Here is a 13,328-nt window from a genome sequence, read left to right as displayed (position 1 = left end):
CAAAACTGAATGACGGTAATAAATAAAGTTAATGATGATAGCGAGAGATATTTTAGAGATTAGGTACGATCTTGTTTTGTCATTCAGTGCTGTAACGATTTTTATTATAAACTATTGATTATTATGGTTCTGTTTTTTCTTTTGATTATAAGTGCTAAATTTCTAAGCTATTTGTGCTTTGTAAAAGTTCCTTGATGTTTACATTTTGAAACATGTTGACTGATAAATGAAACATCTTCAAAGTTTTCGTATCATATTCGCGTTGGATTATTCTGTAATTTTGCGGAGAATGAAATTGCCGACTGGTTAATGAGGGTTAACCAGTAAGCAGTGGCAATTATAAGGCATATAACAGAGGGTTAATAAAATGAAAGTTAAAGTACTGTCCCTCCTGGTACCAGCACTCCTGGTGGCAGGCGCAGCAAATGCGGCCGAAATTTATAACAAAGATGGCAACAAATTAGATCTGTACGGTAAAGTTGATGGTCTGCACTATTTCTCTGACGACAAGGGTAACGATGGCGACAAGACCTACATGCGTCTTGGCTTCAAAGGCGAAACTCAGGTTAACGATCAGCTGACCGGTTACGGCCAGTGGGAATATCAGATCCAGGGCAACACCAATGAAGGTGACAACCAGTCCTGGACGCGTGTGGCGTTCGCAGGTCTGAAGTTTGCTGAAGCTGGCTCCTTTGATTATGGTCGTAACTACGGCGTGATTTACGACGTGACCTCCTGGACCGACGTGCTGCCAGAATTCGGCGGTGACACCTATGGTGCCGACAACTTCCTGCAGTCCCGTGCTAACGGCGTGGCAACCTACCGTAACCAGGACTTCTTCGGTCTGGTTGATGGCCTGAACTTTGCTCTGCAGTATCAGGGTAAAAACGGCAGCGTAAGCGGTGAAAACACTAACGGTCGCAGCCTGCTGAACCAGAACGGCGACGGCTACGGTGCATCCGTGACCTATAACCTGGGCGAAGGCTTCAGCGTGGGTGGTGCGATGTCCTCCTCCAAACGTACCGCCGACCAGAATGCAGCTGGCGTATACGGTAAGGGCGATCACGCAGAAGTCTATTCTGGTGGCCTGAAATACGATGCCAACAACATCTATCTGGCAGCGCAGTACTCTCAGACCTACAACGCAACCCGTTTCGGTACCTCTAACGGCAGCAACCCAACTACCGCTTACGGCTTTGCCAACAAAGCGCAGAACTTTGAAGTGGTTGCTCAGTACCAGTTCGACTTCGGCCTGCGTCCATCCGTGGCTTACCTGCAGTCTAAAGGCAAAGACATCGAAGGTTACGGCGATCAGGATCTGCTGAAATATGTTGATGTGGGTGCGACTTACTACTTCAACAAAAACATGTCCACCTACGTGGATTACAAAATCAACCTGGTTGATGAAAATGACTTCACCCGTCAGGCGGGTATCGGTACTGACGATATCGTCGCGCTGGGCCTGGTTTACCAGTTCTAATCGCGTTAACGTGTGACGTAAGGGGGCCTGATGGCCCCCTTTTTTGTGCTTCTCAGATTCTCACAACGCCCCTTTTTTGGTGTACTCTTGCCGCCCTGGCATGAGGATAATAATGAATGGACATGACTTTTTTACGCGCCAGCTTTCTGGCTATGCTTTTTTTCCTAACCGCGTGTAACGATCCCGCGACCGTGGCGAAAACCGATGCACCTGCCGCGACGGTGCTCGAAGGTAAAACGATGGGCACCTTCTGGCGCGTCAGCGTGATGAACCTCGATAAAACACGCACGGATGAACTTCGCGGCAAAATCCAGTCGCAGCTGGACGCCGACGATCAGCTGCTGTCGACCTATAAAAATGACTCGGCGCTGATGCGCTTTAACCTCTCGACCAGCACCTCTCTGTGGCCGGTGAGCGAGGCGATGGCCGATATCGTGACCGAGGCAATGCGCGTAGGTTATAAAACCAACGGGGCGATGGATGTGACCGTCGGTCCTCTGGTGAACCTCTGGGGATTTGGCCCTAATAAACAGCCGGTGAAGACGCCCGAACAGGCGGCCATTGATGACGCCCGCGCCCGGACAGGGCTACAGCATCTGACCGTGATCAACCAGTACGGGCAGCAGTACCTGCAAAAAGATATCCCCGATCTGTTTGTCGATCTGTCGACGGTCGGGGAAGGCTATGCGGCGGATCATCTTGCTGCACTGATGGCGCAGGAAGGAATTTCCCGTTATCTGGTCTCGGTGGGCGGCGCGTTGGTCAGTCGGGGTATGAACGCCAGCGATAAGCCGTGGCGCGTAGCGATTCAAAAACCGACCGATCGGCAAAATGCCGTGCAGGCGATAGTGGATATCAACGGACATGGCATCAGCACCTCCGGAAGCTATCGCAACTATTACGAGCTTGACGGGAAGCGTATTTCGCACGTGATTGATCCGCAGACCGGACGCCCCATCACGCATAACCTGGTCTCGGTAACGGTCATTGCCCCCACCGCGCTGGAAGCGGATGCCTGGGATACCGGATTAATGGTTCTCGGCCCGGAAAAAGCCAAAGAAGTGGTCCGTCAGGAAGGGCTGGCGGTTTATATGATCACCAAAGAGGGCGATGGGTTCAAAACCTGGAGCTCGCCGCAGTTCAACAGTTTCCTGGTCAGCGACAAAAATTAAAAAGCAAGGTTGCGGGTTTTTTATCGGTGGCGCTCAGGCACGCTCTATGTATGCTTATACGAGGAGCCGATCATGAAAAACCCAACCTTAATGACCGATGAGGATCGCTGGCAGGCCGTGCTGGCCCGCGATCCGCTCGCTGACGATCAGTTTGTCTTCGCCGTGCAGACGACGGGTATTTTCTGCCGCCCGTCATGCCGTGCCCGCCACGCGCTGCGTAAAAATGTCCGTTTTTATCCTGATGCCCGGCACGCCACTCAGGCAGGCTTTCGTCCGTGCAAGCGCTGCATGCCGGACAAACGCGATCCGCAGGCGCAGAAGCTGGCAAAAGTAGAACATGCCTGCCGGCTTCTGGAGCAGGATCCCGCGTTAACCCTGGAGAGACTGGCGGAGCAGGTTGCCATGAGTCCTTTCCATTTCCACCGCCTGTTTAAGTCGGTAACCGGCATGACGCCCAAAGCCTGGCAGCAGGCGGCGCGGGGTCAGCGTCTGCGCACCGCGCTTACGCAGGGAGACAAAATTACCGATGCCGTGCTGGCGGCGGGGTTTCCCGACAGCAGCAGCTATTATCGTAAAGCCAACGATGCGTTGGGCATGACGGCGAAGCAGTACCGTAAAGGAGAGGTGGCCGTGCGGTATGCCATCCATGACTGTTCGTTAGGACGCTGTCTGGTTGCCGAAAGCGAGCGGGGGATCTGCGCGATTCTGCTGGGTGACACCGATGCGGAAGTCACCGCAGAGCTTGCCACGCAATTTCCAAAAGCTACGCACGCGCCGCTGGACGACGCCTTTGTGCAGCGGATCCACCAGGTCATTGCCAGTATTGATAACCGCGACGTACCGCTTGCGCTGCCGCTGGATATTCGCGGTACCGCGTTCCAGCAGCGCGTCTGGCAGGCCCTTCGCACTATTCCCTGCGGCGAAACGGCAAGCTACCAGCAGGTGGCGCAGGCGATTGGCCAACCCGGTGCGGTACGCGCCGTAGCAGGCGCCTGTGCGGCAAACACGCTGGCAATTGTGATCCCCTGTCATCGGGTGGTTCGCAACGACGGTGCGCTGTCGGGCTATCGCTGGGGGACGGCGCGAAAAGCGCTATTACTGAAACGTGAGGCGAAACGCCGGGAGGAATAATGCTCGATCTTTTTGCGGATGCTGAACCCTGGCAGGAACCGCTTGCGCCAGGGGCGGTGATCCTGCGCCGCTTTGCTCTCTCCCGTGCGGCGGCGTTGCTTGCCGGTATTGAAGAGGTCACGGCGGTTTCACCGTTTCGCCATATGGTGACGCCGGGCGGCTACACCATGTCGGTGGCCATGGCCAACTGCGGCGAACTGGGCTGGGCGACAAACGAACGTGGGTATGTGTATGCTCCAAACGATCCCACGACCGACCGGCCGTGGCCTCCCATGCCTGAGGTTTTTCAGGCACTTTGTCACGAGGCTGCCGTGGCGGCGGATTATCCGGATTTTCGTCCTGATGCCTGTCTGATTAACCGCTACGCCGTCGGTGCGAAGCTCTCGCTGCATCAGGACAAGGATGAGCCCGATCTGCGCGCGCCTATCGTTTCGGTATCGTTAGGCCTGCCTGCCGTCTTTCAGTTTGGGGGATTACGCCGCAACGATCCGCTCAAACGCATTATGCTGGAACATGGCGATGTGGTGGTGTGGGGCAGGGAATCGCGGCTTTATTATCACGGCATTCAGCCGCTGAAACCCGGCGTCCACCCCCTCACGGGGGAGTACCGCTTTAATCTGACCTTCCGTCAGGCTGGGATGCGTAAACTAAAATAAGAATTATTCTTGATGTCCGCGCAGGGCAGTTTACACTGCTCGCTGATTTTTATTGTCCGGATTGCCTGCATGCAACTACTTCTCCTCGTCTGGCGTCAGTACCGCTGGCCCTTCATCGCCGTTATGGCGTTAAGCCTGGCCAGCGCCGCACTGGGTATTGGCCTGATCGCGTTTATTAACGTTCGGTTGATTGAAATGGTCGACACCTCGCTCTCCGTATTGCCGGAGTTTCTTGGCCTGCTGCTGCTGCTGATGGCGGTTACGCTCGGCTCCCAGCTGGCGCTGACCGCGCTCGGCCACCATTTCGTTTTTCGTTTGCGCAGTGAGTTTATCAAGCGGATCCTGGACACCCAGGTCGAACGCGTTGAGCAGCTCGGCAGCGCCTCCCTGCTGGCGGGGCTGACCAGCGACGTACGCGCCATTACCATCGCGTTCGTTCGTCTGCCAGAGCTGGTGCAGGGGATCATTCTGACCTTTGGCTCGGCGGCCTATCTCGCCTGGCTCTCCAGCAAAATGCTGGCGGTGACTGCGCTGTGGATCGCCATTACCATCTGGGGCGGTTTTGTCCTGGTGTCACGCGTCTATAAACACATGGCGGTGCTGCGCGAAACCGAAGATAAGCTCTATAACGACTACCAGACGGTACTGGAAGGGCGCAAAGAACTCACCCTGAACCGCGAGCGCGCTGAGTATATCTTTAACCATCTCTATATTCCGGACGCACGCGAGTACCGGCATCACATCATTCGCGCTGATACCTTCCACCTGAGCGCGGTGAACTGGTCAAACATTATGATGCTGGGTGCCATTGGCCTGGTATTCTGGATGGCGAACAGCCTGGGCTGGGCGGACACCAACGTCGCGGCAACCTACTCGCTGACACTGCTGTTTTTGCGCACGCCGCTGCTCTCGGCGGTCGGCGCGTTGCCCACCTTACTGAGTGCGCAGGTGGCCTTTAATAAGCTCAACAAATTCGATCTCGCGCCGTTTAAAGCCGAATTCCCGCGCCCGCAGGCCTTCCCTGACTGGCAGACGCTGGAGCTGCGTAACGTCACGTTCCGCTATCAGGACAGCGCCTTCTCCGTGGGGCCGGTCAACCTGACGATCCGCCGCGGCGAGCTGCTGTTCCTGATTGGCGGCAACGGCAGCGGTAAATCGACGCTGGCGATGCTGCTCACCGGGCTTTATCAGCCGCAGTCGGGCGAGATTTTACTGGATGGCAGAGCGCTGAGCGCGGAGAAGCCCGAGGATTACCGCAAGCTTTTCTCGGCGGTGTTCACCGACGTCTGGCTGTTTGAGCAACTGCTGGGCCCGGAAGGGCAGCAGGCCAATCCGGCGCTGGTGGAAAAATGGCTGGCGCAGCTGCAGATGTCCCACAAGCTGGAACTTCAGGACGGTAAAATTCTCAATCTGAAGCTTTCCAAAGGGCAGAAAAAGCGCGTGGCGCTGCTGCTGGCGCTGGCGGAAGAGCGTGACATCATTCTGCTGGATGAGTGGGCGGCGGATCAGGACCCGCACTTCCGCCGCGAGTTTTATCAGGTGCTGCTGCCGCTGATGCAGCAGATGGGTAAAACCATTTTCGCCATCAGCCACGACGATCATTACTTTATTCATGCCGACCGTCTGCTGGAGATGCGCGACGGCAGGCTGAGCGAGCTGACCGGTGAAGAGCGCGATGCAGCCTCGCGTGACGCGGTGGCGCGCACGGCCTGATGCCCTCACCCTAACCCTCTCCCACAGGGAGAGGGGATAATCGTGGCCGTAATGCTGCTTTTTTCTCCATCCCGCCCCGTTGTTTATTCTTATTTACATATCCTCGCGCTATGCTTAATACCAACTTATTTCATGGATTTATGATTGATGTCGGTATTAAAGAAAAACAGCGCCAGACAGCGTGACCAGGAACGTGCGCGACTGATCTGGCTTCTCACGACCGATAAAGCGGTCACCTCTACGCTATTAGGCAAACTGACCCTGGCTGAGCAATATGATGTCGGCACTTTAGCCGACGATATTGCTGAGGTAGGTGCGCTGGTTGCTCACTTACCCCCGCCGGATCTGGCGGATACCCTGGAAGCGCTTCCCTCGGAAGAACGTCACGCCCTGTGGCGGCTGGTGCAGGATCACGAGCGCGGACAGGTGCTGCTTGAGGCCTCCGAAAACGTCTGGGACGACCTGATCGATGAGATGAGCGACCGGGATATTCTCGACGCTCTGCAAACCCTGGATATCGACGAACAGATTTACCTGGTTCAGCATCTGCCGCGAAACCTGACCGGCCGTCTGCTGGCGTCACTGCCTGCCGATGAACGCGCGCGCGTGCGTCAGGTGATGCACTACGAGAAAAACAGCGTCGGCGCGATCATGGAGTTCGGCGTTATCACGGTGCGCCCGGACGTGACGCTCGGCACCGTGCAGCGCTATCTGCGTCGCCTGGGCAAAATGCCGGATAACACCGATAAGCTGTTTGTTACCTCCCGGGATAAAACTCTGCTCGGCGAGCTGGAGCTGAAAACCATCCTGCTCAACAGCACCCAGCGGAAGGTGAGCGAGGTGATGGAAAACGAGCCGATGGTCTTCTCCCCGGAGGACGATGCGGAGAAAGCGGCGCGTACCTTCGAACGTGACGACCTCGTGAGTGCCGCCGTCGTGGACTCCGTCGGCAAACTGATGGGGCGTCTGACCATCGACGAGATCGTTGACGTCGTTTATGAAGAAACCGACAACGACCTGCGTGCGCTGGGGGGGATCAGTGCGGGAGATGACGTCCATGCCTCCGTCGGCAAGGCGGTGAAAACGCGCTGGGCGTGGCTGGCCATTAACCTGTGTACCGCGTTTATCGCCTCCCGCGTAATTGACGGTTTCGAACACACCATTTCGCAGCTGGTGGCGCTGGCCTCGCTGATGCCGATTGTGGCCGGGATTGGCGGTAATACCGGCAATCAGACTATCACGATGATTGTTCGCGCGCTGGCGCTGGAGAATATTCAGCCCGGCAACTTCGCCTTTCTGATCTTCAGAGAGATGGGTGTGGCGTTGATCAACGGCCTGGTCTGGGGCGGCATTATGGGGGGCATCACCTGGTGGTTGTATGACGATATGGCGCTGGGTGGAGTGATGATGCTGGCGATGGTGCTGAATCTGCTGGTGGCATCGATGATGGGCGTTATTATCCCGTTGACCATGACCAAACTGGGACGCGACCCCGCGGTGGGGTCGAGCGTGATGATCACCGCCATCACCGATACCGGCGGTTTCTTTATTTTTCTTGGGCTGGCGACGATTTTTCTGCTTTAAGCCGACACTTAATGCGGGCGGGAAGCAGCACCATGACGATAATCCCGCCCAGCACGCCAATCGCCAGATTGCCGGTTGATACCGTGGCGGCAACGGTCACCAGCATGACGACCGTTTCTGCAATCGGAGCCGTTTTCAGCGTGGCGGGCTGAAGGCTGTGCCAGCTGAAGGTTTTGACGGCGACAATCGCCATAATGCCCGCCAGCACCGCCATCGGGATGTTGGCCATCACGTCGCTGAGCGCCGTCACCAGGATCAGCAGCACGATGCCCGCAGCGAAGGTTGAAATGCGGCTTCGGCCTTTCCCCATCTCCACGTTAACAATGGTTTGTCCGATCATCGCGCAGCCCGCAATACCACCGTAAAATCCGGCCAGGATATTGCCGACGCCTAATCCAATGCTTTCGCGGCGTTTACTTGACGGTGTCGCGGTCAGCTCATCCACCAGCTTTGCGGTCAGCAGGGATTCCAGCAGGCCGACAAACGCGATGCTCAACGCGCACGGCCAGATTATGCTCAGCGTCTGTAGATTGAGAGGGACCAGAAGTTCACTAAGACCCGGCAAGCCGCCGCTCATGGCGCCTTCATCGCCCACGGTCGGCAGGCTTTGCCCGGTTGAAACGGTAAACAAGGTTAACAGCACAATCGCAATCAGTGGGGAAGGGATGCTTTTGATATAGCGCGGCACCCACAGCACGATCAGTATCGTCAGCACGAACAGGCCCACAATCAGCGGGCTTCGGCTCCAGAAATGGGGAACCTGCGCAAAGAAAATCAATATCCCGAGGGCGTTAACAAACCCGGTCATGACCGACTGGGGAATAAAGCGCATCAGCCTTGCCATGCCCAGCACGCCAAACAGAATCTGAATCACGCCAGCCATGAGCACGGCGGGAAGAATGTACTGTACGCCGTGCTGATGCACCATGGGCCCAATAACCAGCGCCACGGAACCGGCCGCGGCCGTGACCATCGCCGGGCGACCGCCCAGTACAGACAGGGCGAGACAGAGCACCACGGAAGCGATCAGGCTGACCTTCGGGTCAACGCCCGCCACCACGGAAAATGAGATGACCTCGGGGATCAGCGCCAGGGCGGTAATCACGCCCGCCAGCGTTTCACGCGTCAGCTGCTTAGGGGAACGCAGCACGCTGGCGACACGGTTTTCGGGAGATAAAGGAGAATGGGGTAGGGACATAACGTTTCGCTGGTTAGGGCAGGCTTCCGTGCGCGCGATCACAAAACGCAACATACTAGCCCGTTAAACCGCCCTTTACCAGACGCTTCGATAATTCCTCACAAACAATCCATCATTAAATTTCACAATTACAATAATTTCGTAACCTTTAAACAATATTTAAAAGTTGTTACCGTGCCCCCGCAGCTTTTTTCACCTGCAATTTCCACGCATCAAGCACTTTTACACTAAGGCATAAATTATGAAAAAAATGACTGCCATGCTCTTTTCTCTGGCCGTGGGGCTTAACACCGTCTCCATGGCGGCGAAAGCTGACGCACCAAAAGAGCAGGAAACGGACGTCCTTTTAATCGGTGGCGGTATCATGAGCGCCACGCTGGGAACCTATCTGCAAGAACTGCAGCCGGACTGGTCAATGACCATGGTCGAGCGCCTTGATGGCGTGGCGCAGGAGAGTTCGAACGGCTGGAACAACGCCGGTACCGGCCATTCGGCACTCATGGAACTGAACTATACGCCGCAGAAAAAGGACGGTTCCATTAGTATCGAGAAAGCGGTAGAGATCAACGAGGCGTTCCAGGTTTCTCGCCAGTTCTGGTCTCACCAGGTCAACAGCGGCGTGCTGCACGACCCGCACTCCTTTATCAATACCGTACCGCACATGAGCTTTGTGTGGGGCGAGCAGAACGTCAACTTCCTGCGCGCGCGCTACGCCGCACTGCAGCAGAGCACGCTGTTCCGCGGGATGAAATACTCTGAAGATCACGCGCAGATTAAAGAGTGGGCTCCGCTGGTCATGGAAGGTCGTGACCCGAACCAGAAAGTGGCGGCGACCCGTACCGAAATTGGTACCGACGTCAACTATGGTGAAATTACCCGTCAGCTGGTGACGTCTCTGAAGAAAAAAGAGAACTTCAACCTGCAGCTCAGCACCGAAGTGCGCGGTTTCAAGCGCAACGCGGATAACAGCTGGAGCGTGACCGTTGCCGATCTGAAAAACAATGAAGCTGAACACGTCATCAGGGCGAAGTTTGTCTTTATCGGTGCGGGCGGCGCGGCGCTGAAGCTGCTGCAGGAGTCCGGCATTCCGGAAGCGGACGACTACGCGGGCTTCCCGGTCGGCGGTCAGTTCCTGGTGTCCGATAACCCGGAAGTGGTGAACCGTCATCTGGCAAAAGTGTACGGTCAGGCTTCCGTGGGCGCGCCGCCAATGTCTGTTCCGCACATCGACACTCGTATGCTTGACGGCAAACGCGTGGTGCTGTTTGGACCGTTCGCGACCTTCTCCACGAAGTTCCTGAAAAACGGCTCCCTGTGGGATCTGCTGAGCGCAACCACCACCTCTAACGTCAAGCCGATGATGGACGTGGGGCTGGATAACTTCGATCTGGTGAAATACCTGATTAGCCAGGTGATGCTCTCTGACGACGACCGTTTCGAGGCGCTGAAAGAGTACTATCCGCAGGCGAAGAAAGAAGACTGGCGCCTGTGGCAGGCGGGTCAGCGCGTACAGATCATCAAGCGCGATCCGAAAGAGGGCGGCGTGCTGCGTCTGGGCACCGAAGTGGTAAGCGATAAGGATGGCACCATCGCCGCGCTGCTGGGTGCGTCACCGGGTGCGTCTACCGCTGCGCCAATCATGCTGCACCTGATGGAAAAAGTGTTTAAAGATAAAGTCGCCAGTCCGGAATGGCAGGCGAAGCTGAAGACCATTATTCCATCCTACGGCACGAAGCTGAACGGTAACGTGAGCGCGACGGAGCAGGAGCTGGAATACACCAGCCGCGTACTGCAGCTGCAGTACATCAAACCGCAGGCTGCGGATGCTGCGCCAAAAGCGGAGCTGAAGCCTCAGCCGGAAAACAAACCGGTTGCGGATATCGCGCTGTAAGGTAAAAAAGCCGGGTGGCGCTGACGCCTACCCGGCCTATGTTCGGTGTTGTTTTGTAGGTCGGGTAAGGCGAAGCCGCCACCCGACTTAATTTCAACGTACGACAGCCTGCTCAATCTTCTCTTCAGCCTTCCACACGCGATACTTCACTTCGACGTTTTCAGGCGTATAAACCACGATCGGCAACTTGCTGTTGTAGCGCAGCAGGCTATTGTCGCCCAGATACGCTGTCACAAATTTCTTCTCTTTCTTGCCATCCGGGCAGGCCATCATGGTGGAGACCGGCGAGGTCACTTTATCAAAGACGTAGTAGTCGTAACCCCAGCCTTCCAGCGTTTTGCTTTCCAGCTGACCACCCAGGCGATGCTGGTTGCAATCCACTTCCAGCGTCTTGCCAATTAACAGCTCTACTTTGAAATTCGCTTCATCCTGCTGTGCCGGCAGCTGGATCACCTGACGCTTCATCCCTTTATCCGCTTTCGGATACGGGGCGACTTTTTCCAGCGGCTGCTTTTTAGGGGTTTCGCTGGCGAAAGCACTGGTGCTGACACACGCGGCGGCGATGAGTGCGATGGCAAATTTAGGTGCGTTTTTCATTGTCATTCCTTTATGTCAAAACGATCCTGCACAGGTTAACATATCAACTATGAATGATTGGTGTTATTTACTTACATTTTCAATATGAATAGCGTAATAAACCACAGATTTGCCATTTAAGTAGAGATTTGTCCTGACGTGGAGTCCGGCAGGCGTTTGTGTTATTTTAGACCCTCTATAATGTTATTCATCTGTAAAAGGGAAGAGAGATGGTTCGTGCAAAACTGAAAACGCCTGAAGGCCGCAAGTTCCTCCTGGCGCTGCTGGTTGTGTTTATGATTGCTGCCGCATGCGTGGGGCGGGCCACCATTGTTGGCGTCATCGAACAGTACAATATTCCTCTCTCTGCCTGGACAACCAGCATGTATGTCCTGCAATCGGCGATGATCTTTGTCTACAGCCTGGTGTTCACCGTTCTGCTGGCCATCCCGCTGGGCATTTTCTTCCTGGGCGGACGTGATAAACACTAGACGCCGATTTGCGATATCGAAGCCATCCTGCGGGGTGGCTTTTTTTATGTCTAATAATTTATATTCGCATTTCCAGGATATTCTGTTTCGAACAAGACAGTTCAACATGAAGCAGGAGATGCGCAATGTTATCCCGGTTTGCAACGCTCAGCCGGATCCCGAAAGGAGTCTGGGTGGTGGGTGGCGTCAGTATGTTAATGGATATCTCCTCGGAGATTATTCACAGCCTGCTGCCGCTGTTTATGGTGACGACGCTGGGCGCCAGCGTTATTTTCATTGGTTTGATTGAAGGTCTGGCTGAGGCTACGGCGCTGTTTATCAAGGTGTTTTCCGGCGCCATCAGTGACTATCTGGGCAAGCGTAAAGGACTGGCGGTTCTGGGCTACGGTCTTGGCGCATTGAGTAAACCGTTGTTCGCTATCGCCTCTTCTTCCGGCATGATCCTTGGGGCGCGCTTAATCGACCGGGTCGGGAAGGGGATACGGGGAGCGCCGCGCGATGCGCTGGTTGCTGACGTTACGCCGCCGGAACTTCGCGGCGCGGCCTTTGGGCTGCGTCAGTCGATGGACACCGTCGGTGCATTTCTCGGGCCGCTGCTGGCCGTAGGATTAATGCTGCTGTGGAACGATGATTTCCGCACGATTTTCTGGATCGCGGTGATCCCCGGCGTGCTCGCCGTGGCGCTGCTTTTCTTCGGCCTGCATGAGCCGAAAACGCCCGTCGAACATAAACGCACGAACCCCATCAAAAAAGAGAACCTCAGGCGTCTCGGGAAAGGCTGCTGGTGGGTCATTGGCCTGGGGGCCATCTTCACGCTCGCACGTTTCAGTGAAGCCTTTCTTGTGCTGCGCGCACAGCAGTCGGGGGTGCCGCTGGCGGTGATCCCGCTGGTGATGGTGGCCATGAATCTGCTCTATTTCCTCTCTGCCTATCCGTTTGGCAAGTTATCGGACGGGATGAGCCACACCCGATTACTGCAGTGGGGGCTGGTGATGCTGATTGGGGCAGATGTTGTGCTGGCGCTGAGCACCCACTGGGCTGGAATGCTTCTGGGCGTTGCGCTTTGGGGAGTGCATATGGGGATGACGCAGGGGCTGCTGGCGGCAATGATTGCGAAAACCGCGCCTGCGGATCTGCGCGGTACCGCCTACGGCATTTTTAGTCTGGTCAGCGGCGTGGGATTGTTAGTCGCCAGCCTGGGCGCCGGGGTCATCTGGGAAACGTTTGGCGCAGAATATACGTTCTATGCCGGAGCGGTGATTTGCCTGGTCACGCTGGTGTACCTGCGCAAAACGCCGGACGAGGCGAAATAAAAAAACCAGCCATAAGAGGCTGGTTTTCAATGTGTTTTTGGTCGGCACGAGAGGATTTGAACCTCCGACCCCCGACACCCCATGACGGTGCGCTACCAGGCTGCGCTACGTGCCGACGCATAG

At 55.8% G+C, this 13,328-nt stretch carries 11 protein-coding genes and 1 tRNA gene; 9 read left to right on the top strand and 3 right to left on the bottom strand.

Annotated features, from left to right (window positions below; all coding sequences use genetic code 11):
- The first annotated feature begins 367 nt into the window (after positions 1-367).
- From ACMGGQ_RS14015 to mgtE, 6 genes are all read left to right on the top strand, one after another.
- Positions 368-1,480 carry a porin OmpC gene (locus ACMGGQ_RS14015; RefSeq protein ID WP_048224198.1) on the top strand — a complete coding sequence of 371 codons (1,113 nt, stop codon included), beginning with the start codon at positions 368-370 and terminating at the stop codon, positions 1,478-1,480.
- Between the two features lie 116 nt (positions 1,481-1,596).
- Positions 1,597-2,652, top strand: coding sequence for an FAD:protein FMN transferase ApbE (apbE, locus tag ACMGGQ_RS14010; protein WP_045908705.1), 1,056 nt, complete (start codon positions 1,597-1,599; stop codon positions 2,650-2,652).
- Between the two features lie 72 nt (positions 2,653-2,724).
- A complete protein-coding gene (gene ada / locus ACMGGQ_RS14005; RefSeq protein ID WP_420290186.1) occupies positions 2,725-3,783 on the top strand; it encodes a bifunctional DNA-binding transcriptional regulator/O6-methylguanine-DNA methyltransferase Ada in 1,059 nt (352 codons plus the stop codon).
- Positions 3,783-4,439 (top strand): DNA oxidative demethylase AlkB, encoded by a 657-nt coding sequence (gene alkB / locus ACMGGQ_RS14000; RefSeq protein ID WP_069720456.1) that lies wholly within the window; start codon positions 3,783-3,785, stop codon positions 4,437-4,439. The genes ada and alkB overlap by 1 nt, the downstream gene beginning before the upstream one ends.
- A gap of 69 nt (positions 4,440-4,508) precedes the next feature.
- Positions 4,509-6,152 (top strand): multidrug ABC transporter permease/ATP-binding protein, encoded by a 1,644-nt coding sequence (locus ACMGGQ_RS13995; RefSeq protein WP_045908765.1) that lies wholly within the window; start codon positions 4,509-4,511, stop codon positions 6,150-6,152.
- Between the two features lie 147 nt (positions 6,153-6,299).
- Complete coding sequence (gene mgtE, locus ACMGGQ_RS13990) at positions 6,300-7,736, top strand: magnesium transporter (RefSeq protein ID WP_045414667.1); 1,437 nt, start codon at positions 6,300-6,302, stop codon at positions 7,734-7,736.
- Here the strand turns inward: mgtE and ACMGGQ_RS13985 are convergent.
- On the bottom strand, positions 7,699-8,988 hold the full coding sequence (locus ACMGGQ_RS13985; RefSeq protein WP_420290185.1) for a SulP family inorganic anion transporter: 1,290 nt from the start codon (positions 8,986-8,988) through the stop codon (positions 7,699-7,701). The genes mgtE and ACMGGQ_RS13985 overlap by 38 nt on opposite strands.
- 187 nt (positions 8,989-9,175) lie before the next feature.
- Here ACMGGQ_RS13985 and mqo point away from each other — a divergent pair, with 187 nt between their 5' ends.
- A complete protein-coding gene (gene mqo / locus ACMGGQ_RS13980; protein ID WP_048029696.1) occupies positions 9,176-10,825 on the top strand; it encodes a malate dehydrogenase (quinone) in 1,650 nt (549 codons plus the stop codon).
- A 93-nt stretch (positions 10,826-10,918) separates the two neighbouring features.
- On the opposite strand, the gene eco is transcribed toward mqo, so the two are convergent.
- Positions 10,919-11,422: a serine protease inhibitor ecotin gene (gene eco / locus ACMGGQ_RS13975; RefSeq protein ID WP_420290184.1), complete on the bottom strand. Its 504-nt coding sequence runs from the start codon at positions 11,420-11,422 to the stop codon at positions 10,919-10,921.
- 209 nt (positions 11,423-11,631) lie between these two features.
- Here eco and ACMGGQ_RS13970 point away from each other — a divergent pair, with 209 nt between their 5' ends.
- Both ACMGGQ_RS13970 and ACMGGQ_RS13965 read left to right on the top strand, forming a co-directional pair.
- Complete coding sequence (locus tag ACMGGQ_RS13970) at positions 11,632-11,892, top strand: DUF2534 family protein (RefSeq protein WP_010433451.1); 261 nt, start codon at positions 11,632-11,634, stop codon at positions 11,890-11,892.
- A 125-nt stretch (positions 11,893-12,017) separates the two neighbouring features.
- Positions 12,018-13,205: an MFS transporter gene (locus ACMGGQ_RS13965; RefSeq protein ID WP_196365112.1), complete on the top strand. Its 1,188-nt coding sequence runs from the start codon at positions 12,018-12,020 to the stop codon at positions 13,203-13,205.
- Between the two features lie 38 nt (positions 13,206-13,243).
- Here the strand turns inward: ACMGGQ_RS13965 and ACMGGQ_RS13960 are convergent.
- A tRNA-Pro gene (locus tag ACMGGQ_RS13960) sits at positions 13,244-13,320 on the bottom strand.
- Between the last annotated feature and the right edge of the window lie 8 nt (positions 13,321-13,328).

The organism is Enterobacter sp. BNK-13 (genome assembly GCF_048685015.1).
GTDB classification, from domain to species: Bacteria; Pseudomonadota; Gammaproteobacteria; order Enterobacterales; family Enterobacteriaceae; genus Enterobacter; species Enterobacter quasiroggenkampii.
This window is presented reverse-complemented; position numbering and strand designations above follow the sequence as displayed.